Annotated in this window: 21 protein-coding genes; 15 read left to right on the top strand and 6 right to left on the bottom strand. The window is 53.0% G+C overall.

Annotated elements, in window-relative coordinates; genetic code table 11:
* The first annotated feature begins 150 nt into the window (after positions 1 to 150).
* Positions 151 to 729 (top strand): type I-F CRISPR-associated endoribonuclease Cas6/Csy4, encoded by a 579-nt coding sequence (locus tag SJI00_RS21105; RefSeq protein ID WP_322463621.1) that lies wholly within the window; start codon positions 151 to 153, stop codon positions 727 to 729.
* A 1,155-nt stretch (positions 730 to 1,884) separates the two neighbouring features.
* Here the strand turns inward: SJI00_RS21105 and SJI00_RS21110 are convergent.
* Genes SJI00_RS21110 through SJI00_RS21120 form a run of 3 tightly spaced genes read right to left on the bottom strand, consistent with a single transcriptional unit; the run spans position 1,885 to position 4,707 of the window.
* Positions 1,885 to 2,262: a hypothetical protein gene (locus SJI00_RS21110; protein ID WP_322463622.1), complete on the bottom strand. Its 378-nt coding sequence runs from the start codon at positions 2,260 to 2,262 to the stop codon at positions 1,885 to 1,887.
* A gap of 1 nt (position 2,263) precedes the next feature.
* Positions 2,264 to 3,667 (bottom strand): ParB/RepB/Spo0J family partition protein, encoded by a 1,404-nt coding sequence (locus SJI00_RS21115; protein ID WP_322463623.1) that lies wholly within the window; start codon positions 3,665 to 3,667, stop codon positions 2,264 to 2,266.
* Positions 3,667 to 4,707 carry a ParA family protein gene (locus SJI00_RS21120; RefSeq protein ID WP_322463624.1) on the bottom strand — a complete coding sequence of 347 codons (1,041 nt, stop codon included), beginning with the start codon at positions 4,705 to 4,707 and terminating at the stop codon, positions 3,667 to 3,669. The genes SJI00_RS21115 and SJI00_RS21120 overlap by 1 nt, the downstream gene beginning before the upstream one ends.
* 631 nt (positions 4,708 to 5,338) lie before the next feature.
* Between SJI00_RS21120 and SJI00_RS21125 the strand changes: the two genes are divergently transcribed.
* The 6 genes from SJI00_RS21125 to SJI00_RS21150 all read left to right on the top strand — a co-directional run bounded on the left by SJI00_RS21125 (position 5,339) and on the right by SJI00_RS21150 (position 9,804).
* The gene (locus SJI00_RS21125; RefSeq protein ID WP_322463685.1) at positions 5,339 to 5,572 is read left to right on the top strand and encodes a type II toxin-antitoxin system Phd/YefM family antitoxin; all 234 of its coding nucleotides are present in this window, start codon (positions 5,339 to 5,341) and stop codon (positions 5,570 to 5,572) included.
* A 10-nt stretch (positions 5,573 to 5,582) separates the two neighbouring features.
* Positions 5,583 to 5,867, top strand: a complete 285-nt coding sequence (locus tag SJI00_RS21130) for a type II toxin-antitoxin system RelE family toxin (RefSeq protein ID WP_322463625.1) — start codon at positions 5,583 to 5,585, stop codon at positions 5,865 to 5,867.
* 563 nt (positions 5,868 to 6,430) lie between these two features.
* Entirely contained in the window at positions 6,431 to 6,901 is a 471-nt protein-coding gene (locus SJI00_RS21135; protein WP_322463626.1) for a PapB/FocB family fimbrial expression transcriptional regulator, read from the top strand.
* Positions 6,902 to 7,099: 198 nt separating this feature from the next.
* Positions 7,100 to 7,501: an antitoxin Xre-like helix-turn-helix domain-containing protein gene (locus SJI00_RS21140; protein ID WP_322463627.1), complete on the top strand. Its 402-nt coding sequence runs from the start codon at positions 7,100 to 7,102 to the stop codon at positions 7,499 to 7,501.
* The gene (locus SJI00_RS21145) at positions 7,495 to 8,193 is read left to right on the top strand and encodes an RES family NAD+ phosphorylase (RefSeq protein WP_322463628.1); all 699 of its coding nucleotides are present in this window, start codon (positions 7,495 to 7,497) and stop codon (positions 8,191 to 8,193) included. Before SJI00_RS21140 ends, SJI00_RS21145 begins: the two co-directional genes overlap by 7 nt.
* Positions 8,194 to 8,715: 522 nt before the next feature.
* Positions 8,716 to 9,804, top strand: a complete 1,089-nt coding sequence (locus SJI00_RS21150) for a replication protein (RefSeq protein ID WP_322463629.1) — start codon at positions 8,716 to 8,718, stop codon at positions 9,802 to 9,804.
* 1,396 nt (positions 9,805 to 11,200) lie between these two features.
* Here the strand turns inward: SJI00_RS21150 and SJI00_RS21155 are convergent.
* The 3 genes from SJI00_RS21155 to SJI00_RS21165 all read right to left on the bottom strand — a co-directional run bounded on the left by SJI00_RS21155 (position 11,201) and on the right by SJI00_RS21165 (position 14,548).
* The gene (locus SJI00_RS21155) at positions 11,201 to 11,779 is read right to left on the bottom strand and encodes a YajG family lipoprotein (RefSeq protein WP_322463630.1); all 579 of its coding nucleotides are present in this window, start codon (positions 11,777 to 11,779) and stop codon (positions 11,201 to 11,203) included.
* A 316-nt stretch (positions 11,780 to 12,095) separates the two neighbouring features.
* A complete protein-coding gene (locus tag SJI00_RS21160; protein ID WP_322463631.1) occupies positions 12,096 to 13,007 on the bottom strand; it encodes a ParB/RepB/Spo0J family partition protein in 912 nt (303 codons plus the stop codon).
* Between the two features lie 932 nt (positions 13,008 to 13,939).
* Positions 13,940 to 14,548, bottom strand: coding sequence for a hypothetical protein (locus SJI00_RS21165; protein WP_322463632.1), 609 nt, complete (start codon positions 14,546 to 14,548; stop codon positions 13,940 to 13,942).
* 1,297 nt (positions 14,549 to 15,845) lie between these two features.
* Between SJI00_RS21165 and SJI00_RS21170 the strand changes: the two genes are divergently transcribed.
* From SJI00_RS21170 to SJI00_RS21205, 8 genes are all read left to right on the top strand, one after another.
* Positions 15,846 to 16,886 carry a toxin co-regulated pilus biosynthesis Q family protein gene (locus SJI00_RS21170; RefSeq protein WP_322463633.1) on the top strand — a complete coding sequence of 347 codons (1,041 nt, stop codon included), beginning with the start codon at positions 15,846 to 15,848 and terminating at the stop codon, positions 16,884 to 16,886.
* The gene (locus SJI00_RS21175) at positions 16,887 to 18,617 is read left to right on the top strand and encodes a hypothetical protein (protein ID WP_322463634.1); all 1,731 of its coding nucleotides are present in this window, start codon (positions 16,887 to 16,889) and stop codon (positions 18,615 to 18,617) included.
* A 2-nt stretch (positions 18,618 to 18,619) separates the two neighbouring features.
* Positions 18,620 to 19,948: a type 4b pilus protein PilO2 gene (gene pilO2, locus SJI00_RS21180; RefSeq protein WP_322463635.1), complete on the top strand. Its 1,329-nt coding sequence runs from the start codon at positions 18,620 to 18,622 to the stop codon at positions 19,946 to 19,948.
* A gap of 118 nt (positions 19,949 to 20,066) precedes the next feature.
* A complete protein-coding gene (locus SJI00_RS21185) occupies positions 20,067 to 20,459 on the top strand; it encodes a hypothetical protein (protein WP_322463636.1) in 393 nt (130 codons plus the stop codon).
* 8 nt (positions 20,460 to 20,467) lie between these two features.
* Positions 20,468 to 22,324, top strand: coding sequence for an ATPase, T2SS/T4P/T4SS family (locus SJI00_RS21190; protein WP_322463637.1), 1,857 nt, complete (start codon positions 20,468 to 20,470; stop codon positions 22,322 to 22,324).
* On the top strand, positions 22,321 to 23,484 hold the full coding sequence (locus SJI00_RS21195) for a hypothetical protein (protein WP_322463638.1): 1,164 nt from the start codon (positions 22,321 to 22,323) through the stop codon (positions 23,482 to 23,484). The genes SJI00_RS21190 and SJI00_RS21195 overlap by 4 nt, the downstream gene beginning before the upstream one ends.
* A 37-nt stretch (positions 23,485 to 23,521) precedes the next feature.
* Positions 23,522 to 24,109 carry a type 4 pilus major pilin gene (locus tag SJI00_RS21200; RefSeq protein ID WP_322463639.1) on the top strand — a complete coding sequence of 196 codons (588 nt, stop codon included), beginning with the start codon at positions 23,522 to 23,524 and terminating at the stop codon, positions 24,107 to 24,109.
* A gap of 82 nt (positions 24,110 to 24,191) precedes the next feature.
* The gene (locus SJI00_RS21205) at positions 24,192 to 25,397 is read left to right on the top strand and encodes a hypothetical protein (protein WP_322463640.1); all 1,206 of its coding nucleotides are present in this window, start codon (positions 24,192 to 24,194) and stop codon (positions 25,395 to 25,397) included.
* The last annotated feature ends 45 nt before the right edge of the window (positions 25,398 to 25,442 follow it).

Genomic DNA, 25,442 nt, shown 5'->3' on the forward strand with positions numbered 1-25,442 from the left:
AGGGGCTCATTTTCTGCATGAGACAAGATAACAACGTACAATGCTATTGCACGTTGTTCGCGGTTGATCGAAAATGAACCGCACTAAGCGGCTTTCCCCTGATCGTGGCGAAGCCACCCACCCGACTACACTGCTGAACGAGCCTTGCCCATGCCCTTGAATCTGACCAAGTACTTTGAAATTCAAAGCCTTGAAGGTCCTACAACTCGCACTGAGTACCGGCGGGTCATGCTGGTGGTGCATAGCTTGAACAGTCTTGGCGCCAAAATCGCGCTCGACTGGCCAAAGTGGGCTTCCGCTTCCAACTACTTCGGGTCAGTCATGCGCATATTCGGTACCGATGTCGAGCTGACGCAGGTGCGCAGCGCTCTGGAGTCATACGTCGCCAAGGTAACGAACGCTAAAGGCAAAAAACCTTTTGTACTGGGCTTCGTCAAGGACGTACCCGAGGGGGCAAAAGCCACCTGGATGTTCAAGCGTAACAGGCAGACCGAGCGAGTACGCAGCAAGGCACAGGCCAGGCGCTACGAGCGCCGCGCCATCGCCCGCGGTGAAACCCCAAAGACATACGATCCAGTCTTCTTGGAAACACACACCCTCATGGTCCTCTCGCTGACAACAGATATGTACTTTCCACTGGACATCCAGCGAGTAAGGCCAAGCCATTTGGATTTAGACTTTGCTGAGCCAAACACCTACGGGTTGGGCGTGCCAATACCCCGTTTTTGATACACAGGGCACTCCGTAGCAGTTCCCCATCTTGGCTCAGGCTGTTACCATGCTGGCCGCTGGAAACATCCACGATGTCTACAGCCCCCCGAAAGAGCATCTGTCTCAGGCTAGGAAGGATTCGTGGCCATGAGTCATTCCGCAGAATATGCGGTAGCTTTCAAATCCGCTGCGTAAGCGGTTTTGCTCTCCCTTCATCACACGAAGGGCGCAGAAAAATCAAAGCATCCGCTGAATAAGTGGCTAGCGCCAGCTCCATTCGGAGCTGGCGTTTCTATTTCTAGTCACCATCTATCGGGAGTTTAGAACTGGTGTGTTGTGCGCCTGAACAATCAGATCAACAAGATCTCGCAGCTGTTCATCGTCCAGCACCTGTCTAGCAAAGGTATGGATCATTCGATATCCATGCAGCGTAAAAAGGTTGGACCTCAACCGATCGGATTGGAACGCACTCAGGCTGGAGTGAAACTGGTAGCCGTCAAATTCTATAACTATAGAAGAGGGGGGTAAGTATATATCAGCCCTATATTTCCGACCCGGTATCAGTCCTTTCTTCTCCCATACTGGGACACCAGGTAACTCCTTGCAGAGGACTTCATATAGCTTTCTCTGAGGGTATTCATTCGTCTCTTTGGAGAGCGCAGCCAATTGTGCAGCCGCTGGCGGCAAACTAACTTTCTTTCGAGCTAATTTACCCTTGGCTAACCCAAGGCTTTCGAAAGTCGGGCGCCCTTTTCCAGCTAGATCAATCTGATCGGCTTGCTCTTGTGTGATCATCCCGCGTGAGACAGCATCAGTAGTTGAAAAGCGAAGACTCACAGCATTTGTTCTCAGTGGTTGGAATACTGCTTATTCAGCAGACCACTCAGTTGCTAGTAGCAACGGCAGGGTAGAGCGCCACCAAGCCCGCACGTTGTTGCTTATGCGGGCCTGGGGCAGCTTAAGACTACACTGCTGCCTATTCGGCAGAGTAGGTATGTCAGGATCGCTCCCCAAAGGGAGCTCACCTTTCACCCGCCTATGCGGCGGATTTGAAGGTCGACACGGGAGGGCATGTCGTCTTCGATAAACACCTCTTGTCCAGAGGCACAGGATGGGGCGTAGAACTAATTGCAAGTATAGCAAAGCATGAGACAGCGTGGTTTAGGTAGAAGTTCAGTTTCCAGATTTATGAGTCCGCAGTGCGTACATGAACAAGGCATGCTGCAAGCAGGCCTGTTTGGTCCCGACGCCATGATCTTTGCAAACGGTCTCAATCAATTCGAGTGTTGCTTTAGAAATGCGAAGGTTGGTGCGGGTTTTGTTTTTCCGATCACGTACGAATGTGGTGAGGAGAGAGGTGATTTCTTCATGCGGCTCTTTCATGAAACTTGCAATCGCAACTGCAATCCACACTGGCCATTCTTTGCCCGACTGCTGCTGGGCTTCGAAGATCAGGTCAAACTGATCATTAGGGAGCCACACCGGGTAGGAAGTTGTAGGCACGGCTGGAGCAACCGGTCGTCTCGATGAAGATGCTGGTTGGCGGGCCATATTAATCGTCCACCTCGTCAAGGTAGTCGAGTCCTTGGGCCATCTGTTCGATAACGCTCTCCAGGTATTTTTTTCGCTGATTTTCTGGAGCTGCAGCCCAACCCCTCAAAGCAACATCGATTGCTTCCTGACTCTGCTCATTCAACCCCTCAGTGTTCTTAAGCGCAGAGAGGATTCGTTTGCCAGCCTCAGTGCCAGGAAGTCGCACCTTAGCACGCGCCAGCTGAACTGCTGGTCGGGGTGAAGGGGTGCTCGGGGGTGGTGGAGGGGTGCTGGGGCCGGTACCACTGCCTGGGGGAGTTCCAGAGTTGCTGTCGACCTGCTCATCCTCATCCTGGTCCTTGGGCGCGTCCTTGAGTTTTTTCAGGAATGCCCGAGCAGCAAGGTCTACCTCAATGATCGAGGTGAAGTCACGGTTATACACCTTGTCTAGGACTTCGCACCCTTCCGGCAACAGGCAGATGACGCGCCAGCGATGGCACCAGCTTTTCGAGCGGCCATACTCCGTCTGGAAGAAGGAAAGCTTGATTTGCTTGTTGCCAGGGCCGCAAGGCTGCTTGGTCGACATTTCCACGAATTTGCGCATGGCACGCACCTGGGAACGGAGGGCGATGTCCTCGCGATCAAGGTTTTCGTGAATAGTGAGGCTGAAAGCTGTCAACTCGTCAGCTTCGCCGCCTACGCAAGGTATATGGTCAATGCTCGCCAGACAGCAAGCCCAATAGCGCCGCTCGCCTCCCACGATGGCAAATCCTGCTCCGTCAGGCCTTACAACCACGGGTGTCCCAAGGCCATCCTTGTGAACGTTCGCCGACAACGCAATCAATTCAGCCCACTGGTGAACGATCCCTGTGCCAATGATGCGGTCTTTTGGGTCGAGAGCTTCCCTAGTGAAACTTGAAGGGTCACGCCCCGTAAGCGCTGCCCAGCGCTTAGCAGTGGCGGAGTCTGGTGCCGCACGCAGCAACATGCGACTCACGCGTTCGTGCCAGCGCCTACAGCGAGCTCTCCATATACTCGCAAGCTCCTGCTCATTGGGACTGTCAAATTTGAGCTCATGCCCCGCACGGGCTTCATCTGCTAACCAAGCTTGACCTGCTGGAGATTGAAGCCAGCCTTTTTTGACCTTTTCGATCCACTCGAAGGTACGCCGCAAGGACAATTTGTTGATGTGTGAAGAGCTTGGATGCCGCTCACTGTTGGCAGTGATTTGAGGCTGGACAATGTGAGCTTCACGCAGCTCCAGGAAGCGCGGGTTTGTTTCGACGGGGTGAACAGAGGACGCTGGCAGCCGCGAGACCGGACGCAAGGAACTACTTGCGTTGTCGATATTGTTCCGACCTGAGAGCAGCCCAAAGTCAGTGGTGGTTTGTACGGCTGAGCGTTGAACGACCTTCCTAGCCATTAGAAGTCTCCCCACTGAGCACGAGATGCCATCACTTTGTCGGCAATTTCCTTCACGAACTTGGTCGCCTGGAGGTGGGTTTTGCTCTCCTTGTCGGCAAAAACGTGCTCCGGGCTGTTAAGCCAGTTATCCGTTTCAGGGTAAGCAACCGCTTGAGCTAAACCACATTTCAAGAGGTACTTTTCAAGCTGTGTCCCTTTCAGGCTTGCAAAGCCTTCTTTGTGCACCTTCGTATTTTTCCGAACGATGTTTGGCAGAATGCCTAAAAACTCCAACGGGACTGGGACCTTCTCCTTGGATTCTCGGCGATCACTGACCATGGTCAGGAAGTAGCTGATCATGGAATACATGCCGTCCAAGCTTTGCGGCTCAGGGATGAACGGGATGTAAATGTGGGTGGCGGCGCTAATCGCGATGTCGATTACAGCGGTCCGGGTCGGAGGCGTGTCAATCACCACGAAGCTGTACTGCTCGGCCAATTCAGGCGAACGAAGCCATTCCCTCAAGCTGTCAGCTGCAGCTCTTGCAAGCTTCGAGTCCTTCTTGAAGGTCTGGACGTCAATGAGCTGCCGCTCATCATTCGGCACGATGTGGATCAGGTTATTGCCGATTGGCTGGGCGATGTCTTTGTTGATCTCCCCCATAGACTGGAGGATTTGCCCAGTGTTGCTTGGATAAGGCACGGGCAAGAACGCTTCATCACCCAGGCCCAATAAGTCCAACCAGAGGTCACAGATGGAGGAACGGACATTGCTCTCCTTATCCGCGAGCAACTGAGGGTGCGGGCGCGGAGTTGTAAAGGGCATGCCCTGAATTGGTTCAAGTAGATTCCAGCGGCGCCCCGTGTTGCCCTGCGAGTCCAAGTCAATGTAAAGGATTGGCTTGCCCTGGTGATATTCAGGGTGCATTGACAGTCCCTGAACCAGAGTACGACTGGTAACCGACTTACCGACTCCACCTTTGTAGTTGGCAGCTACGATCACTGGCAATGGTTTTCTGGAGAAGTCAAATAGAGGCTTCTGAGATTTCTTGAGTACCACGAGTGGCGCCCCCAAAGTTGGTTGGATTTCCCTGTGGCAAGGCGCAGCAATGGCCTTGTCTTTGCGGCGATGATACACCCCTGTGGTACAGTAGTGTAGGGCCTGTGGTACAAAATTGACTGCGTCCGTGGTACAGGGTCGTGCTGCATGTCATTTCGAAGAATTAAAGCTGTCGCGAGGTTTTAAAGGCTGTCGCAACAATGCTTGAGGTACAGCAGAGAAATCCATTGACCAGACTGGAAGCGGCGACAGAGCGGTAGTACATCCGCGTCGGAGGGGGTTCGGCTTACCCCTGAAGCCGAAGGCTAGGAGGTGAGTTGATCGCCGGTGCAGGACCACCGGTGCGGCCGGTGGAAGGCCCCATTCGTCGTTTTCCATTCGCGTATTGTTTTACACATGATTGTGCGTATAATCACCACGGCACCATGTTTGCCGACGTACTCTAAAGACGACAAATACTTCTACTTCTCCTATTACCCATTACTCCTACTCATTCGTCTCTGAACCTAATCCTTACTCGTCAGCTATTTCGATTCCTACTCCTACTCCTACTCGACTGACAACATACGCAAAAGGCAACCACATGAGTGCACTCCTAGACCGGGCTGACCAGGCGGTGTCCGCTACAGCAATGGTTCGAGGCTTCAGCGCGAAACTGAAGGAGGTCACCAACGGTGATGTTACCCATCTGGTGATTTTCAAAGACAACGAGCCCGCAGCAGTCCTGGTGGGTGTTGATACCTACCAGGCATTGCAGGATGAGCTAGAAGATCTTCGCGCTGAGCGCTTGGCTATTGAACGTCTGTCTACCCTGGATATTCAGAACACAGTGAGCTTGGAGGACATGAAGGCTCGCTTTGAGTAGGCATTAGGAAATGAGTTGGAGTGTACGGTTCCACCCTGAGGTGTATTTCGACCTCGAACAGCTAGGCAAAGCCGGAGCGCACAGAGTGTTCAAGGTGATTGAAGAGAGGATCGCCGAAGGAGAGCCCGACAAAATCGGGAAGGCCCTCAGTGGCGTGCTTGCCGGTCACCGCAGAATCAGGACGGGCAATCTCCGCATCGTTTACAAGGTGGTTGGCACAGAAATCATACTGATTGTGTGCGTGGGTGCTAGGCGGGACGATGAAGTCTACGAAACGGCAACCCGCCGAGTCTGAAACAAAGCCCCGCTTGCGGGGCTTTCTTGTACCCCTCATGACATCCTTACCCACGGTGCGACAGCTTTAATTCCCCGGCGCATGGCTCTCCAACCACCGAATCTGGGGTTGCGACAGTTTTGCGCTTTCTCCGAACCAAGCTTGAGACCGAAGGGCGCTTGCCTTCCCTGCGACAGTTTTAATTCTCTAAATCCACATGGTTTTCTTTGAATTAAATCTGTCGCGCAGCGTTCCGCCCTCCCTGCAAGCGGTACCGAACACTTGATGCGAGGAGCATCCTAGTGGAACACAAGATCATCCCCAACGACGCCGAGCACCGAGGGCATTTCTGGAAACAGGCTCTTGATGGGGGTGACTCGTTTGGAACATCCAACCACACCTTCTTCTGAGTGGCCGCCCTAAGGGCACTCGGATTGCCACTTCCCTCGATGTAGACAGGTTCATCTGTCAGCAAGTCCACCCTGAGGGAAGTGGCTCAACCGCAGCTAACCGTTGCGGCTCCGGAGCATGCACGAGAAAGCTAACCGTTATCAGTTAATTCAACCCACGGCGTTGAGAAAATCATGAGTAGCAAATTGGAGCCTGGCAGGCTCACCGACGATGAACTGGACCACCTGGTGCGACTCACCAATATCACTAGTGAAAGGATACTCGCGGCGCTGCGTGCACACCTGGTCAGAAAAATACCGCAGATCACCGCCAGCGAAACATTCGGCGTCTCACGTTCGTTGCTCAATAGGAAGATTTCGGACATCACCAAGGTTCATCACATGGTGTCGAGCCTTACACCTGGTGTTGTTGATCAAATCCACTTTGATGGTCTTTTACGACTTAGCCGCATAGACGGTGAGACCGCTGTGGAGGCTCTTCGGGCATACCTGGTAAAGGGCACGAATGAAGCCGCTGTATGCATGACGAACGACATAACTACTCAGCAGCTCGAAGAATGGGTCCGCGAACTCGAAGCCATACATTACTCTGTCAGCAGCATCGCGGGCTTCTACCGTACACGAGAGCTCGGCTTGGGCTCTTGATCGCTAGGGGCCGCAGCGCCCCGACCGCCCCCCGCGAATCGACTCCAGCACCGGCAGCGCGTTGTAGGATTGCTGCGCCTGAATCCTCTCTAATCCTAGGCTCGACGCTCTCACAACACATGAAGCTCGCTCCCGCTTGATCTAAAGACGCAATTTATGTATATTTGTATCTGTAGACAAGAATTCGGGGTGACGAAAATGAGCACTGCAGCAAGCACCACATCCAACTCGGGCAAAGACAAAGGCGCCGTTGCGCTGCGCGCAGCCGTCAACATCATGGAGAAGTGGCAAGCTACCTCCAAGCAGATCGAAAACGTCCTGCGTATCTCACGCAGTACCTATGTGCGCTCTAAGGACGAACATCGATCGGTTAGCCTCGATGGAGACCAGCTTGAACGCATAAGCCTCGTGCTCAACATTCACGCGAGTCTGCGCACGATCTTCGACAACCCTGAGAACGTTTACGGGTTCCCCTCGATGCCGAACGGTAATGAGTTCTTCGATGGGCGCCCACCGCTGGACATTATGGCTGGTGGCTCCTTTATCCAGCTGTACGAAACCTTCCGCCGCGTTGATGTGCTGCGAGGTGCCCAATGGTAACTGCTGCTAGCCTGAGCCCGCTGCGCGGTGGCCAGTCCACCAAGTCGTACCGACTGGTGAACTCGAAGTTTCCCCCCATCGCCCTCTTCGATGACGTGGCCAGCGCCGATGAGTTCGACATCCTGTATGAAATCCAGGCGCTGACTAACCCACGACTGCAAAACGAGGTGGGTAGCCTCAAACTGATCCCGCGCAGCGAGATCCCATTCGGTATCAATGGGTGCTCGTATGCAACAGCCCCATTCACTCATGTGAACCCAGATGGGTCGCGCTTTGGCGACGGATCGTTCGGCATGCTATATCTGGCCGACACCATGGAAACGGCCATTGCTGAGGTGCGCCACCACCAGCAAGCGTACTGGAGCAATGTTCACGGCCTGAACTATGAGCGGTTCGTCTTCCGTGGCCTGGTGTGCCAATTTGACGAAGTAGGGGTGCTAGATGCTACCACCCTGCCTTTTACGCACCCAATCTACGCTCCGGACAACTACGCAGCCTCCCGCGCCCTCGGCACAGATGTGAAGAAGGCCAAAGCACCGGGCTTGCGCTATCACTCGGTGCGTTCGGAAGGCAACACTTGCTGGGCTCTGACAACTCCACGCCATGTCGCCTCGATCATCCAGTCGAGCCACTACGAGATGGTCTGGAACAACGAGATCACAAGCGTCAACAAGCTAGTAGCTGGCGCTTAACCCGAAGATGTTGCCAGGGCTGGGGAGGAAGAACATCCTCCTAGCCTCCATCGCGGCGCCGATGTCGGGCTCACTGAACCTCCATCATGCTCCCCAAACCTGCCCAACAGTCTCCCACTCAGCGCTCCTTCTCCAGCGAAGGGAAAGCGCGCCAGAGCGGCTTGAACAATAAGTCGAACAGGCATATCGAATGGCGCGAAGGCATAAACCGTGCAATGGGGGCCACCGCAGCCCCCATGACGGTGCGACCTGCGCATTAGTGGCGCGCACGCTCCGACTGACGATCATCTGGATCATAGGGACTGACGCCGATCGAGCTTACGCGATGGTAGCTTTGAAGCCTGCGCTGGTCACGCAAGCGCAGGTCCGCGTGCGGCTGAACTAGCAGGCTTGTATGATGTGCTGAGTGATAGTGCTGCGCGACAGCCATTCCGCACACGTTGGGCTCAGGGGAATCAAATGGGAAGGCAAAGAAAAGCATTGAGCGCCCAAGGGGACATACCATCCGAAGCGAGCACTCAGTTGCGTTTATTCGAGCTTATGGACCCGTCCGAATCGGACTACAGCAACACTGTGGAGCTGTACGACGCACTGCCCAAGTACGTCTGGTCCATCACTGAGGAGGAGGTGAGAAAGAATCGAGTACTCACCCGTTCTTTCAAGTCGCGTGGCGTCGTCTACCAGGTGAAGATCAAGCCTGCGGTGGTTGAGCGCAAGAAGGGCGGGGAGAGCGAAAGCGTGATGCTCTACCCTGGCTCCCGTGAAGAAATGGTCGAGGAAGTGCTTCGCAAGCTCGCAGTGAATGGGAATCTCGGGCTGGCAGCGGACGGGAACAATCACACCATCGGCGTCTACTTTACCGTCAACCAGCTCCGCAAAGAGCTTGCCCGAACCAATCATACCTACAGCGCCAGCGAAGTGCTTGAAGCCTTGGACGTTATGAGCTCCTCCCTGCTGGAAGTTTCCCAAGGCAAGGGAAGCGATCGGGATGCGTATCGCGGCAACTTCCTCTCTTCATTGGCAGTGCGCAGGCGCGAGGCGTACCTAGAAGATGGTACCGCTAAATGCTTCGCAACCTTCCATCCGCTCGTTCAGCATGCGATTCGCACACAGCAATTCAGGATGTACGACTACAGCACGTCGATGAATATCCGATCAGACTTGGGACGCTATTTCTTCAAGCGGATGTCGCACTATTGGGCTCAAGCCTCCCTTGACAATCCGTACCAGTTCAAGCTGGTCCCTTTTCTTGAAAGCAGCCCAAGGGGGCTGTCGCCGCGCATGAAGGACAACATGCGAGCCATTCGCCTGGCGCTCACGGCCCTGGCCGAGGAGGACGTGATACTCCCGAACTGGAATGAGACAATGATAAAAAACCCCCAAGATCGTCGACAGACAGTCGATGTGGCCTATGAGGTCTTCCCGACAGAGTCGTTCCGCAAGAAAGTTATGCGCGCCAACAAGAAACAAAGCGTCGTGACTGGGCGTGCCGCCCTGAATGACGTCCGCTCTGCTATCGCTCACCAACCCGGCTCGTCAAATAGCGGCTCGTCACTGGACAATGGCACGGACAATGTTTTTGACGATCTGGAGAACGTTGCAGCAAATTGAGCGCAGAATTCCTCCAACACCCTTCCTGGCATATGACGGACATCAGCGCAGCGGCCGGTCTGAATCACCCCCGCGAAGCGCCCTGCAAAATGCAGCCCAGCAAACCTCCAACCCGATCAGCTACATTTGCTTGATTGGGCGCACAGAACCTCCATCACCCTTTGAAATTCATGATGTTGGGCGACTTACTCGGTTTGTTGGCGCCCTTATGCCTGAGGCATCCAAAGGTGAGGGCGCCAATAGCGCAGGTAACTGATGTGAAGAGAGTGGCCCGCTGCCGCAGTTGAGAGTTAGGCCGAACACCACCGCTACGCTCAGATGCCCTGGGAAGCCCTTCCAGCTGCAGGAGCGCACTCTGGCCAACTCAGGCCACCAGTACAACACGAGACCAGCTCCATCTATTGGATTTCGTCGCCAATGGCCTTCGAGAATGCATTGGAGCTATGGGTGGGGTGCATCAGCAGGAACGATACGGCGCACTACACCTTCAACGCTGGCAGCAAGCCAAGGGTCCGGGGCAACGAACCTAGATGCGCTCTGGATTGGGGATCCTGCCAATGCGAGCGGATCTAGAGCGCAACAAACCTACTACCAATTACCCGAATTAAGTCGAATGGTTCCAAGTGCAGCGCTTCAAACCTACAACCAGGATGCACATTATGGCTGATTGGGTAGCGAACCTGAAGCGGGTCAAAGCTGGTGAGATGGCTTTTAGGTGTTGTGGCTAACCCTGTGAATAACTGGGATTTTGTTGTAGGTATGACGCGCCCAATATCCGGATTGTTGTAGGTTCAGGGGGCTCAACGTTCCTGCGTAAGCACGACGGTTGGAGGTTTGCCGCGCCCGTTCATCTATGGGTTGTAGGTTCTGTGAGCTCAATGTTCGAATCACCAGATCACGTAACGCAGCTGAGTGCTAAGCGTTGGAGGATCAGTGCGCTCATCCCCAGTTTCAAAGCTCAAATCGGGGCATTTTGGGTCTTTCTGTTGATAAGTCTGTGAATAAAATAGGTCGGAAAAAACAGGTTGGAGGTCCAATGCGCCCTATGTTGTAGGTATCGGACGCTCTATGACGTAGGTTTGTTAGGCCGGACTTTTAGGTCCAGGCCAGCGTGGGAACGGGTAAATCCGAAGAAAACCTCAACCTATCCGTTCTTATCCCGCTCTTAATCTCTTAACCAAAAAACAACTGCGGCTCCGCAACCTAGGTGTGGACAGCTCGGAATTTGAGAGTGGGGATTGGCGCCAGCACTGACGGGACAGTGATCTGCGGACCGGTAGGTACTGTGTCTGTCGATTGCTCCTGGAGCCGAGCAAAAGCTGCCCAACGAATTGACCGAATGAGCCCGCTGTAGCGGGCTCGTTTCGAGGTGTAGGCTCACCAGGCTGGATGACTTTTACTGAGATGCCAGGACCACCTCTTTGCCCGAGCAGCCGCTTGCAGCAATCGCCGCTTTTGTGAGTACGCACATACGGAAGGTCACGCCGTGCTTCATATCGATACGACCAATGGCCCCGTAAGGCAGATCTACCATTTTAGTAAGCGACTGGTTGTCGGTCAGGATAGGGAGGTCTTTGCTCAGCGAACGGCTCATGCTCATGCTCGCGGTTTTGCTCTTACCACCTGCTGTCTGCTCAGCACCAATATCCATGTTCAAGGCAACCTGGACGGTGGCACTTTCAGCCCCCAGGGAAACGACTTTTACGTAGGCGTCCACCTTCCCTTGACCAACCTTGCAATCAGTTTTGTCGGAATTGCATTCACGCAAGGAAAACAGGCCGATAGCTTTTTCGTTACCGCCGACCCTGAGAGAAGGAGCTTGGTTGATCACCAGTGGGATTTGACCTGGGAACAGAGGTGGAGAGGTGACCTTATACGCTACAGTGGCTTCTTGGTCTTGCTGGGATGGGGCTGATGCGCAACCTGCGAGAGCGAGCAGGGTAAGAACTGGCGCAGCAATGATGCTTTTCTTCACGAAGGTCTTCCGTCTTTGCATATGGACCTTTTCCATACGCTTCTACTGGCTAAGCCCCGCTTTTTGCGGGGCTTGTGCCGAACTGGCGCGCTACTCATCACCTTCCTCATGCTCCCGACTCCTGAACACTGGGGGATGCTTCTGAAAGTTCGCAAACGACATCAGAGGTGGCAATGAAGGGCGACGATCAAGATCAAAACAGTCCACCCCAATTTTGCAGGCCATTTGGTGAGAAGTGTAGCGCTCATCACGATCGCTCGTATCAACTGTGCGACCTGGATCAACGTCCTGTGCTTCCCATGTGAACGTCATTGAATCACTCCTGTTTCTTGGCACTGTGCTCGGCGCGCAAAATTGAAGGATCGATCTGGCTAAGAAATTTCTCGAAGTGCTCTTGCAAAAGGATAGGGTCAATCCCTGCCTCACATTTGATCTCTAGCCTCTGCCCTTTAATCTTCATCGTTCCAAATCCTGTGAGGCGCTTTGGTCGAATTTGAGAGTCGACCTGGGTGCAGGCACTAAGTCGCTGCCCAATTAGCTGGAGGGTTGCTACTTGGCCAAGGCATTTAGCAGGGTCTTTGTTGGTCATCGCCGACCGAATCACACGCTCGACAACGAATGCATCCTGCTTCGTGTAGTCGATGAACTTTTTGGCATAGTTGGCGGTGATAAGTCCTGGTTTCTCTCGCAAAATTGCCTGAATGTTCTCAGGTAACTCAACGAGCAGCAGACAGCGGCTTACAATCGATTTATTGATGCCCAAGCTGGCCGCCAGCGATGCTTGGCTCCGCTCATGCCCAAGCCTTAGGATACGGGCGTACGCTAATGCATTTTCATAGTCGGTCAAGGGCTCATCAATGTTGTCCAACATCGCCAGCAGCATGGCTTGCGCGTCGGAGATTTCTCGTACCATTGCCGGTATGGTCTCCCAGCCAAGCGCAACCACTGCGCGCCAGCGGCGCTCACCGCCTATGAGCTCATACCCCGCTGCGGTAAGCCTCACCATGATCGGTTTGATGAGACCTTGAATTCCGATCGACTCCTTCAGTTCGCTCAGTCGGTGCATGTTGAACACAAGCCTTGGCTGGTGAGGAGATGCAACCACCATGGCCACTGGTATTTCGCCGATCGTATTTGGCTGTAGCAACTCGCGCTCTAATGGAGCTGACGCGAGCGCTCGTATCTCGTAAGGCCGAAGGGTAGGGGAGTGATGGTCGGGGTGGTTCATCCTGGGCCTCAAGAGTCTTTGGTACAGCGATCGGTGATACGGGCCATGACCTGCATGGTCAGCATTGTCCGAGCCGCATAGCAGATCGCGCAGCTCTCACGAGCCTTGCTGTGCGTGAAGTAGATAAGCTGTACCTGGCAGCGCGGGACTGTATAGAGCCGCACTCTGCTGGCGCTAGCGGTTGTGTCATTACAGGAATGAGCTTGAGCTCCTCCAGTAAATTGGCCAACTACTGACGCGCCAGGTTGAGATTATCCCGGTCACAAGCCGAGGCTCTGGAGGTTCGGCACTTTCGAAAGATGCTTGGAGCACAGAGGCACGGGATCGCCAAGGCTTTCACTCCGCATGGCCTACGCCAGCGCTCAAGTCGATAACCATCAGGCAAACAGAGCATTTTGAAACTACAAGACGGTGAGGACTTGAGTTGCCCTTCATTGCGCTGCATCCGTACTAAAAAATGCAGGATCAAAGGCATCGAAGGGCACGTCAACACCCCAAAATTCCATAGCCAGCAACCGAAATGTAGACCAGTCCTGAGAAGTTGGCTTGCCATGAGTGCAGTGTCGGCACTCAGGCGCACCGGCCAATTGCTCAGCCACGGTAGTGTGTAGATCTATACCCATTCGGCCGAACCGGCCTACCGTGCTACCGCAAGATGAATGAATCCATACTGCGTTCTTTGCAGAAGACAGCTGAACCTCGTAGAAGAGATTAAGGTTGGCCATAGCAACTCATATATTTGAAGGGTAGTAAAGGCTCGATAGTAAAGGTCGTCCCACAGGTGATTGTAAGCGCCACGACGTTGCGAGCGAAAAGATGGATGACCATCCTCACTCGCAATGTATATGAATGCAAGATCTTGATAAAGATCTTGCACCAACCCTGTCATCCCTGAGGGTTGAGGTTAGAATCGAGGTCAACCGAGAATTTTCTCAATTGACCGCGCAATGGGCCTCAACCGCTGGTACTGCGGGCTCAATATGGCCCTGGGCTGGTGGAAGCAGTTGCAGAGCGTTAGCTGCGTCTGCAATTACAGCTTGGTCTGTGGCGAGCCAATATGCATGGGCGGAGTTTGGCATTGGATTAAGCGCCGATGTACGTGTCTTGCGCATTAGCGCAGCAATTTCGAAAGACATCCAGTTCCAATCGTTGCTGAAATCTTTACCATTGATCCAGAACGAGGAGGAGCTGATTTTGAACATCATCTTAAAGATAGCTAGCGATATCTGGGCGAAAGGATCGTCCATCTTTTGAAGCTTTGCCATGATTGGGCCAACGTAGCGCAAGCGCTGGATGCGGATAGAGTTAGCATACGAAACAGCGCGGGGTGTCCCTCGTAGGGGTGGCAAGTCGAGCTTGAAGAAGCCTTTATCAGCTGGCTTTACAATCCCAATGAGGCTATCAACGCACGCGCTGCACAGCGTATTAGCGGCATAAAGGCGAGCGTGGGTGTTCTCGGCCTTTGAACCATAGGTCATAGAAATTAGATCGAAATGACCGCAAATTCTTGCGCATTTTACGGAGAAATTATGCTTGCTCATCTTTAAATCCCAGTTAACCTGTTGCGGTTAACTTTAGTAGATTCGATTGAGAGTAGCAAGTAAAATTTACCGTTATCGGTAAACTTTAAAAAAGGCCCCCGCGTGGTTTGATAAGCCCATCTTTGAATCTGTCATTGGGACAGGAGCAACCCATCTGACGAATGGGGTGAGGGTTCCACCGCTGGCACAGTACGCATGCAAAACCCTCGGGAGACACGCATGAGCCAGCTGCAGCGGAAAGTCTCCTAACGCAGGATCTGGATTCGTGCCCTGGCACTAGAGCTTCTCATATGGGATTCGCCCTGGGGCCTAATGGAGAGGTGTATGCAGCGCGGCGCCACCCGCCAAGATCTTCCCTGCCGACCCGGAGGGTCTCTGAATACCCAAACGTGTTTGAAGCGCAGGCTATCGGTAGTCATGAGGACTGCTGGCTTCGCGGTGAGACATGCTGCTCAAAGCGTAAGTGATCTGTGACCTGAGCGTGTTCGGCCATGAATGCATTAGCTAGAACGCGGAATGACTTCAAGCATGCAGGTACCTGAGCTGACATCCCACGACTTGCGGCGTCGTAGCCTGCTTCTCCAGCAAGATTTTCGGCCTTGAACTCCATTTTGTTGAGCAGCCGCTGACTCCTAGGGCAGGCTCGGGTTCCGAGCGTCCGCCGAAGGTGCCGAGCATGAGACAACATACAGACAGCTTCCATGCATTTGAACAGTGGTGAGTAGATGATGCTCATTAGGTACCTCATGCTCATTCATTAGCGTTAGGCGCTCAAGCCACGCGCTTGTAATGCAACGTATGATAGCTTTATACGGGGATTTCTAGGGCTTGGCTGATGGCGTAGCAGGTAATCCTTTCTTGACGTTAGCCTGGCCCCACGGATCATCGAATCTTTGCAAGCAAGGCCTGATTGTCAATGGTTGCTTACCTGCCACGCGACTTTTAAGCGGAGATACAGCGCGGTTTCTAAATTCTTGACACACAGCCTTGCTATGTAGAGTATTATATTACCGTGTTTTTGCAGGCTTTTCGATGCCCCTGCATCCTCTGGCATCGCCTGTCACAGCTGCTTTGGGATTCACTGCAGCGCGTCGTAAAAAGCACGCTCATTTTGGATCGCTCTGCTGGTCCACCCAAGCCTGGGCGCTGGCCTAGTCGTGAGCATGTGAGACCTAAATCAACAAGCTGTGCACCTTGCCACCGAACGGTAGATGAGGGGTGCTCAGAGTGAATTTCAGCGAGAGATTGGAGCAGGAATGAAAGCCGGACACGTAGAACTAGGACAAGGAGCGCATTCGTGAAGCTGAGCCAGCTAGCCGTCGCTCTAATGGCCGTAGCCACATTTTCTTCCACGGCTTCCGCGTCTTTTGGCATTGATGACTCCGGCATCATCGGCGCAGAGCGAGGCCAGATGGGAAAGCACGAGCCATATAGCGCTCAAGGCAAGGCAACCTTCATTGCGCCGAGCGGCAGCATGGAGCCCAAGCAGGCGCGTTACAAGGATGCAGAGCTTTTGGTAGACCTCGCATACACCCCGGTCACTCAGCGTGGCTCAGGTGAGCCAGGTATTGTTCCTGGTTTCGGCGAAGAGATCCCGTTTGACGACGCGATGGGTATGATTTTACCCAAAGGTTGGCAGGTCTACAGGGCAAAGCAGCTCGACAAAAAGGCTGTCCCTTCTGCGATTACCTTTGCTGGGGGACAAACATGGCCTGAGGTGATGAAGGCGGTGGGCGAGCGATACGAGCTCCATTTCCACATCGATTGGTTTGATCACACGATCATGATTTCCAAGGGGCGTCCAAGCGGGTCTAGCCTGGCGCATAGTATGCGCATCATGCCAGAGCCTTCTCGGCAAGCTGGATCTCTACCCGCAACCAACTCGTCCAGTGCACCTGGCCGAGCTACTACGTTTGCAGCTGGAAAGGGTACTGCGGTAATGCCTCCGGCTGCAGTCCCGCCGACAGTTCAGGCGGGCGGCCTGACGAAACCTGCACTCAACACGCAGACCTCCGTAGCGGCGTACGTACCACCCAAGCCAGCTAAGCCTGCATTGCCTACTTGGATCGTTTCGGCGAAAGACCGGACCATCCGCGAAGCTCTGAAAAGTTGGAGCAGAACAGCTAACTGGACATTCGAGCCGGAGCATTGGGCAGTACCGGTCGATATTCCGATTACTGCTGGCGCACCTTTCTCAGGTGACTTCAAAGCTGCAGTACGCCAGCTGATATCCACCACCGAGCTCGGCGATACCCCATTGCAACCCTGCTTCTACAGCAACCGAGTCGTTCGGGTAGTGCCGATCAACCAGGTATGCGACCAGATGAGCGCTCGCTGAATGAAACCTACTGTGAAGCAAAAAATCCTGCGGCCAGCTCTGCTGGCATTGAGCGTGGCTTTGGGGTCTGGCTGCTCGACCTACATCGATAAAGCCAACATTGATGGACTCGAGTCCGAAGTGGGCGGTGCAGCGCAAGATCACGTTGCGCGGAACATGAACACTGTCACGCTCGATGCGCGCCGAGCCGCCCAGGACGTGAATCGTCCGTACATCACGGGAAAAGCGATCCCGCTTTCTCGCGAGGTGACTTTACCAGCGCCTTTGCGCGGAACCATCGATACAACAATGCTTTGGAGCGATGAGGCAGACCTTGTCACATTGGCATCCAGAATTACCGAAGCATCGCGCATTCCAGTTAAGGTGATGCCTGATGCATTGCTGCCTCTGGAAGACTTCGGGCCGCGTTTAGAGGAGCGGCAGGGCGGGGGGGTGAATGTAACTCCAGTCCGCGCACCAACGACAGCTAGCACTACCCCGATCGCGCTTGATTCACCCCTGCCAACCGCTGGTGCTTATGCGATCGCAGATATTCCAGTCACCGCCCTCCCTAGTGCTTCGACTAAGAAGATTCTGGGCCAGGCGACTGGGACGCAACTGCTGGCTCCCACTCTCGACTACATTGCTCTACGCTTGGGGGTGTACTGGAAATATGATGAGAGTCTTGGCGCGATCGTGTTTTATCGCACCGAGACGCGCACATTCGAAATCAGGGGTGCCGAGCTGGCCTCTAGTTCGGAAATGTCCATCGACTTGAGCGGCGGAATCGACGCAGCAGGAAGTAGTGGTCTCAACAGCAAATCAAAAGCACATCTCGATGCTGTTGCGCCAAAAGAATCGCCCCTCGAAGGGGTTGTCTCAAAAGTGACCCAGTTTATGTCGCGGTCAGGACAGATCGCAGCCGGTTCTGGTGGTCTCCTAGTTGTCACCGACATAAAATCCTCGCTAGATCAAATCGAGAAGTTCATCAGCCAGGAAAACAAAATGCGCTCGCGCAGGATTGACCTGGTCTTTCAAGAAATCACTGTTGAGCACACTACCAGCGCCCAAAGCGGTGGAAAATGGAATCTGATGTTCAACGGGAACGGAAGCAGCAACGGATTTAACATCAATGGGTTGAACTCTTTGCTTGAGCAGGAAGGCGCCGCAATGTCGATCGGCGCTACCATTGGCAGTGGCCAATGGGCCGGATCAGGTGTAGCAATCCAGGCTTTGAGCAAGGTAGGAAAGATCGTCGATCAGAAAATGAATACCTTTGGCGCTATCAATGGTCAGCCCGCCACATCAGGTCGACCTCAGCGCCAGAAGTACATCGACAAACTTGAGCAGACCCCAAGTATTTCAGACGCAAATCAGCCGACCGTTACCGTAACGCAGGCAGAAGAAGTATCAGGGCGCATCATTACTGTTGTTCCCTATGCGTACTCAGATGGCGACATAAACATGGCCATCAAGTACGACAATACGCCAACTCCAGTCTTCGATAAGCAAGTACTTCCAGACGGTAGCTACGTGCAGTCGCCATCTTCTGTCAGTGATGTGCTTGTACGCTCTGCAATCTTGCGTAGCGGGCAACCCTTCGTCATCAGTGCAACTACGGCGAACAGTTCTAGTTATGACGAACGTCGTACAGATCGTAGAGCATCAATCTTGTTTGGGGGCTCGGACGTGGCTAATAAGGCCGACAGGGTCACAATCTTCGTACTGACTGCACTGGTGCGAGAAAAGTAGTCATGAACGAGCCGTTAATTTTTGAGGCCAACCCAGATACTTCGATTGTCTTTGGTGGGTTAACATGGCAGACATTGCTGGGCGCCAATCTCGCTGCACAGTCGATGAAGGCAGCCGTAGCGAATAAAGCAACTCATTTTGTTGCAGCTGGCGAACACTCAGCTTCTTGCGGCACCGTCAGGATTCCATCAGAGCTAGCGAAGATTAGAGGCCGCAGCTTCTACTCGGCAGCTGCAATATTTGCGCAAGCCCATCAAGGGGGCGTATTCCTCACAGCTCAGGATTTGGGTGAAGAGCTTGTATGGGTTGCTGGGGTCCATGACGGTAACATCATCCAGGGCACTGATGTTCTTTTGTCAAAGGAGGACGCTAGGGCGCTTATTGAGGAGGTAGAGTCTAGGTTTAAAGACTCTTCGTCAGCGGTCAATATCGTAAAGTCCGAGTTCGATCTTGAAACCCATCTCAACATACGGACCAAACTAGCTCCAGTTAAAAATGCTTTCCAAAAGATCCCTCGCCCATTGTTAATGCTGCTGGGAGGATTAGTCGGGTTGATCGCTATTGATACCGCCTGGGATCAGTATAAAAAAGCAGAAACTCGCAAAGCACTTGAGCTTGAAGCGCAACAACCGGTCGATGCTCGAAACGAGTGGGCGAACGCTCTGGACGTTTGGGCGGGCTCCATATTATTGGACGGCCCGCAGGGTCTTACAGTTCTAATACAGGGGCTAGGCCGTGCACCTATGGACATTGGCGGATGGGATCTAGTTAAGGCTGGATGCACAGCAATTCCTAATGCGTGGTCCTGTAGTGCCAACTATGACGCAGGCATAGGGGCAACCAATTTGTCTTTTGTGGGGGGGTTGCCAACAGGCTGGACAGCAAGCTGGAACGGTCTCACTGGCGCTGTGGCAGCCTGGACAGTGCCCGCACATAGGACTGTAATGAAAAGGGTGGAAATCCAACCTATTGAGGATTTCAGTCTCAACTATATCAGCGCGCTCCAAAGAGTGTTGCCTGCGTTCAGGTCTGTTGAGCTCTCGCCACCGGTTCAATTAGAGCTTCCAGACCCCCAAGTATCGGTTAAAAATGGAAGCCGCTATGAAATGGTTCCTGTCACTTACCCGGCTGGTAACACTGAAGGAATAGAAAAACCCAGTATTCAAACTATCGAGCTGGTGGGTCCGGCTCGATCCCTATTTGTTCTGCCACTCATAAACTACACGAAAATTTTGAGTGTGAGCATGGCTGTTGAAGGAGTCACGTCAGTGCCAACGTTACGCGATAGCCTATTTACAACCAAGTTAGTTGGGGAAATGTATGTGCGTTAAGCGAGCGCAAGCAACTTTTATTGCCATACTTTCTGCATTTTGCTCTGCTGTTTCCGCAGATGAATCTATGTCAGGGCCATCAGCGCCTGCGATTGCGGTTTCGCGGACAGTAAGTGAAATGATCGTGATTGATGCTGAGCGCGCTCTACGGGCTGAAAAGAAGATGCTCGCTGATGCTGAGGCCAGGATGGACTCCCAGTCTAGTCCCATTAAAGAAACTCCAGATGCGGTAGGTAAAGAATCACCTGCCGTAGGCGTAGATGATCCTGCCCAACCCCAAGTGCCGCCGTTTAATATGGAGGTCCTCGGGATCTTTGGTCTGGGTAATAGCCTCATGGCAGATGTGTCTATCAATGGCTCGCAAGTTAGATATAAACGTGGTCAAACCCAGCCGGTAGGTAGTGCCTCAGGATTTCCTTTCCAACTTGTACGTATCAAGCTCCCTTGTGTGAAGGTCGTCGATGCTTCGAAGACAGAACACGAAGCTTGCATGACTAACAAATTTAAATAGGTATCTACATGACCGTTGCGCAACATTCAAAATCTATTCTCACTATTGAGAAGTTGGTTGCTGGCAAATCCGAGCCACAGGTGGGCCAAGTCGACGGGATCATTGAAGATAGAAAAATTGTTATCAGCAGTAAAGCGGAGCTGCTTGACTACCTCGGTTCTCCCATAAGGACTGTCTGGCGGGAGCTTGTGGAAAACGTCGTCAATAAGGTTTGTCCGGTCCAGCTTGCCGACAAATCGTGGGTAGTACTAACAATCCAGGGTTATCATGCCAGCGATATCCTCAGCGCTGTTTTCCAGAAGTGTGTAACAGCGGGGGCTAAGGCTGAGGCCATAAAACTGGTGGTAGTAACTCAAACCGTCCTTCTGGCCATCAATGCTCGTAAAGACGACGATGTTGTAGAGTGGACGAGCGATGACGACAAATCAGGACACCTCTCAGCCTTTACTGAAATCGTTCGATACGGTGTAGAGCGATCAGCGTCAGACGTGCATTTGAACGTTGACGACGGCGAGCCTTACTCACAGATACGCTACACGATCGAAGGTCAATACACTGCACCACCCTCAGGGAAAATCGAAACCAGCCGTCTGCTTGAGTTAATCAATGTGGCATGGCAGAAGAGTAAAGGTGGGGGTGCAGCTGTCTTTTCCAAAAATACCGAGCAGCAGTGCAACTTGATCATTCATGTTGAGAATGAGCGAATCATGTGCCGCTGGGCTTCCCTTGCTGCCGATCGAGGCCCCTCTGTGACTCTACGGATTCTCAAGATGGATCAGCGTGTCAAGCGTCGCTCCTTAGAATCTCAGGGATTCTTGCCTTCCCAAATCTCAATGTTTGTACGAGCTCAAAATGCGGAGGGGGGGTCGATAATTATTGCCGGGGTAGTGAACTCCGGTAAATCAACAACCCTTGCTGAACTTCTCAGCATGATTCCAGATTCGCGTAAAATCCTTACGCTGGAAGACCCAGTTGAATACCTGATCAAGAACGCGCTTCAAAGCACTGTTGTTCGCTCTCTGGAAGGCGATGATGATCAGGCATTTACTTCCAAACTGAAGACATTCAAACGGTCTGCTGGCAATGACATTCTCCTAGGCGAAATTCGAGATACCCAAACAGGCGCTGCCTTTGTAGACATCACAGGCTCAGGTACTAATCTATATTGCACCCTGCACGCTAAATCAAACGTTCAGATTCCAGAGCGTTTAGCATCCGAAGCTATTGGGATTCCCTACGACTTCCTTGCCTCTCCAGGGATTTTGAACTTGCTAGTATATCAGGCGCTGGTTCCAGTACTGTGCCCACATTGCAGTCTTCCCATAAGCAAACTTGCCGAAGTAGGTGGCAATGATCGTCGAGGCTATTTCCACGATCGTGCGTACTGGCTGGGATACATTGAGCGACTCGAACGACTTTTCCAGCTTGATCCATCATCACTTTGCGTTAAGAACGACGATGGATGTGATGAATGTCGAAGCGACGATCTACCTCAACTGAATGGCTATATTGGTCGGACTGTTGTAGCTTCAATGTTAGAACCGCAAGTCGATCGCGGCATTCTTCGGCATATCCGCAATCGAGATACCCTTGGCCTCCAAGAGTATGTAGAAAGTCTGCCGCGCACTCATGTGTCGGATGCTGACATGACCAACAAGTCGATCATGGAGAGTGCCCTTTATAAAGCTCTACTCGGCCAGCTCGACCCAAGAGACATTGAGCAGAAAACAATGGACTTTGATACCTATGAGCGCATGCGTTTAAGGATGGCTGAAGAGCTGGGGATTTTGAAAGGTCAAACGGCTGATCTTGCCCCTTTGATTGGCAAAATCCGACAGCCAGTCTCCCAGGTTGAGAAAGCATGACAGCCACATTCAAAATCAAATCACTCTTAGGGCGGGGATCTGCTTGGCTCAGTCAGCACACTGTTCCTGGTATGACGATCGACGCAAAACTTGCCTCAATATTCTTCGCCGGAAAACGGGGAGACTACTACACCTACCTTGCAGACACTATTGCAGGTACTCGCGGTCGTAAATCGCTTATCGACATTTTCCAAAGCGATGTTAACCGCTACGGTAACTCTGCAAGAGGCAAGTTATCTGCTCACTGGATCAAACAGTTCAAAAGTGGTGGTGGGAGCCTACAACGGACCTTTGCGGGTACCCTGCCGGATGAAGACGTTGCTGTGTTGGACACTTTACTCAAAAGCGGAGGTGAGAAAGCACTCGATGGTGCTTTGCGCGATCTGGCTGAGAATAGTGAGCTGCTTACCAAGGCTCGGATGATCATGTTTGTGACCCTCATTGCCTCTGTCATGTGCATGGCGATGACTACTGCAATGGTTATTCTGATGCCTTCCTACACCGTGCCGAAGATCGTCGAAGCGTTTTCTATGTTGCCTCTCGATCACTATCCTGGCAGCGCCCGCGAGTTGGTTGAGTTCGCTGGATTTGTAGAATCTTCGAAGGCGTTGATCATTAGCTCTACTGTTGCAATATTCGTAGCAGTAACCTTATCGCTTTCGCGTGTCACAGGACGGCCCAGAAGATTCCTCGATAAGTACGGCCTTGTATGGGGTCTTTATCGTGACTTCCAAAGCATTCGGTTTTTATCAACTTTGGCTGCTCTTGTACGTGAAAGTGACAAGACTGCTGTGAATTTGAAGCCCGCGCTGCAAATGCAGATCAATGGCGCCACCCGTTGGAAGCGCTACCATCTGTCTCGCATCCTGGCAATGGTATCTCGTGGAAACGTAGGACCGGATATATTTACTACTGGCATTATGGACAAAACCATGCAGTGGTACATCTCTGACCTTGTGGAATCGCAAGGTCTGAGCGAGGCTCTTCAATACGTGAAGATCAGGCTAAAACAGCGCGTGCTAAAAAAAATCACTTTGCAGAGTGCTCTGATCGCTTGGGGAATTATGGGTATATCTATAGGTGTGTCCATTTACCTGCTTGGTTGGCATATGACAGCCATTGACGATCTTCGGCGGTCTCTGCAGATGTTCCTAGCCTAAACATATCTGCTTTTTTATAAACAACGGAGTTGCAATTATGAAGTCGTTCAAAAATTCTAAACACCAAAAGGGTAATTACCTGCTGACCATCGGTATTGGCATCATGATCATGCTGATCTTGGCGGTCTGGGGCATCCCTAAGATCAAGACGTATTTGGTCGAAGGAGCTATTCCATCTGTCGCTGAAGAAGTTCAGCGCTTTGTGACCCGCGTGAAAGTCTCAACCACCGGCACTGGCACCACTCCATATGCAGGTCTTACCCAGGCGTACTTTGCAAGGGCAGTTCGGGGCTCCTCTCTGCAGGTTGGCGCAGTCTCCGGTCAAGGAACTGGCGGCACCGACGTCCGCCACGGCATCGGAGGTGGAGATAACGGCTTGATTACCCTGGAGACCACCGGCGCAGCCTTCACTATGACCTTTGCCAGTGTGAGCGATGCTGCCTGTCCCGGCCTGGCGACATCGCTCCAAGGTACCTTCGACAACATCACGATCAACGGTAAGGTTGCCAAAACCACCAACTACAACACTAACGTCGTCACGGCTGGCTATGTCGCTGGCAGTGCAGCCGCTAACTGCACGGATGGTGATACCAACACCTTCGTATTCACCGTAAACCGCAGCTGAGGACGATTTGATTTTGGCACACTCAACACAGGTACGATCGGTCAAAGCGCAGAACCAACGCGGATTTGCGCTTATACAAGTCATGATCGCCATCCTCATCATGACCATTTTATCTGGGTTGGGTGCGCGCAAGTTTGTCGACCACATCAATGACGCTGCCGCTGAATCCACGGGGCGGTATCTGCATACCGTGCGGTCGGCGGTCGTCAAAGCTTTGTCTGACTACGATGCGGCCTTCACAAAGACCGACACGAGCAGCGCACCACCTGGAACGTATCCCACGCCACCAACCTGGGCTCAGTTTTCGGGAGGGTCCAAGACAGTTTCGATCAAGGATCTCAAAGATTCTGATCTTCTCCCTGACTCCTTCCCCGATACACCTCCGCTCGGGCGTTCTGCGCATGTCCAGATCCTCAGGACAGGTTCTTGTCCGGGCAATAGTTGCAGGATCGAGGCTTACGTTTTCACTTGTTGGCCCATGAACAAGTTCGTCTCGGCTGGTGCGGTCGGCATCACAACTTGTCCGGCTCCACCTGCAGGCTCTGACTTTGACATCAACCTGGTAGGAGCTGCCTTGGCCGCAACCGAAGGCTACGGCGGATCGAATATGCTCGACTCGACTACCGTGCGCGGCCCTTTGTTTGAGGTGAAAGCGTCGAGCCTGGGTGTTCCAGCTGGCAGCGCCGGTCACGTTGTAGTGCTCGCGTCCCTCAACGACTCTATGTTCAGTCAGTTCGTTCGCCAAGGCGACACGCGCCACATCTTCCTCAAAGACAATCTTACTGTGAGCAAGGTCGTGACTGCAGAGCAGGGCATCAATCTACCCACCAATGCTGTACGTGGGCAGGTGTGTTCCCAGGAAGGCACCTACGGCACTAGTACACGAGGAGCTTTCTCAGTCTGCAGCGGAGGACGTTGGTTCGAGCTCAACGATCATATGCTGTTATCTACCCAGGCCATGGCAAATAACGCCACGCTCACTACGCCAACCTGCGGTGCGAAAATGCAACCGTTTGCCTATGCCACTCTCATGAATGCTGACGTGACAATGACCGGCAGTGACATTGCCATCAGTGGATCTATCTCAGGTGGAATAACTGGCTCAGGTAACGTCAGCAATTCGGGCGCAGTGTCAGTTAGCGGGAGCTTCAACGGCACTACCACCTCAAATCCGTCCAGCTCGATCCGGGTTACTCAGGGGGTGTCGATCGTTTCCAACAAAGTTGTAATCACCCCTGCCTCTACCTCCGCTCGGGCCCTTGTAACCCAAGGATGTCGGTACCTCTAATATGCTCGTCTTCCAATTGCAAATGCTTAGGCAATGCCTTCTACT

The organism is Pseudomonas gebzensis (genome assembly GCF_034427815.1).
In the GTDB taxonomy this organism is placed as follows: Bacteria; Pseudomonadota; Gammaproteobacteria; order Pseudomonadales; family Pseudomonadaceae; genus Aquipseudomonas.

Coding starts and splice junctions, on each gene's coding strand:
- SJI00_RS21205 (WP_322463640.1), top strand. CDS start 24,192: ATGATCGCCATCCTCATCATGACCATTTTATCTGGGTTGGGTGCGCGC.
- SJI00_RS21125 (WP_322463685.1), top strand. CDS start 5,339: ATGGTTCGAGGCTTCAGCGCGAAACTGAAGGAGGTCACCAACGGTGAT.
- SJI00_RS21145 (WP_322463628.1), top strand. CDS start 7,495: ATGGTAACTGCTGCTAGCCTGAGCCCGCTGCGCGGTGGCCAGTCCACC.
- SJI00_RS21115 (WP_322463623.1), bottom strand. CDS start 3,667: ATGGCTAGGAAGGTCGTTCAACGCTCAGCCGTACAAACCACCACTGAC.
- SJI00_RS21175 (WP_322463634.1), top strand. CDS start 16,887: ATGAAACCTACTGTGAAGCAAAAAATCCTGCGGCCAGCTCTGCTGGCA.
- SJI00_RS21140 (WP_322463627.1), top strand. CDS start 7,100: ATGAGCACTGCAGCAAGCACCACATCCAACTCGGGCAAAGACAAAGGC.
- SJI00_RS21195 (WP_322463638.1), top strand. CDS start 22,321: ATGACAGCCACATTCAAAATCAAATCACTCTTAGGGCGGGGATCTGCT.
- SJI00_RS21135 (WP_322463626.1), top strand. CDS start 6,431: ATGAGTAGCAAATTGGAGCCTGGCAGGCTCACCGACGATGAACTGGAC.
- SJI00_RS21165 (WP_322463632.1), bottom strand. CDS start 14,548: ATGAGCAAGCATAATTTCTCCGTAAAATGCGCAAGAATTTGCGGTCAT.
- SJI00_RS21200 (WP_322463639.1), top strand. CDS start 23,522: ATGAAGTCGTTCAAAAATTCTAAACACCAAAAGGGTAATTACCTGCTG.
- SJI00_RS21185 (WP_322463636.1), top strand. CDS start 20,067: ATGATCGTGATTGATGCTGAGCGCGCTCTACGGGCTGAAAAGAAGATG.
- SJI00_RS21160 (WP_322463631.1), bottom strand. CDS start 13,007: ATGAACCACCCCGACCATCACTCCCCTACCCTTCGGCCTTACGAGATA.
- pilO2 (WP_322463635.1), top strand. CDS start 18,620: ATGAACGAGCCGTTAATTTTTGAGGCCAACCCAGATACTTCGATTGTC.
- SJI00_RS21130 (WP_322463625.1), top strand. CDS start 5,583: ATGAGTTGGAGTGTACGGTTCCACCCTGAGGTGTATTTCGACCTCGAA.
- SJI00_RS21110 (WP_322463622.1), bottom strand. CDS start 2,262: ATGGCCCGCCAACCAGCATCTTCATCGAGACGACCGGTTGCTCCAGCC.
- SJI00_RS21105 (WP_322463621.1), top strand. CDS start 151: ATGCCCTTGAATCTGACCAAGTACTTTGAAATTCAAAGCCTTGAAGGT.
- SJI00_RS21190 (WP_322463637.1), top strand. CDS start 20,468: ATGACCGTTGCGCAACATTCAAAATCTATTCTCACTATTGAGAAGTTG.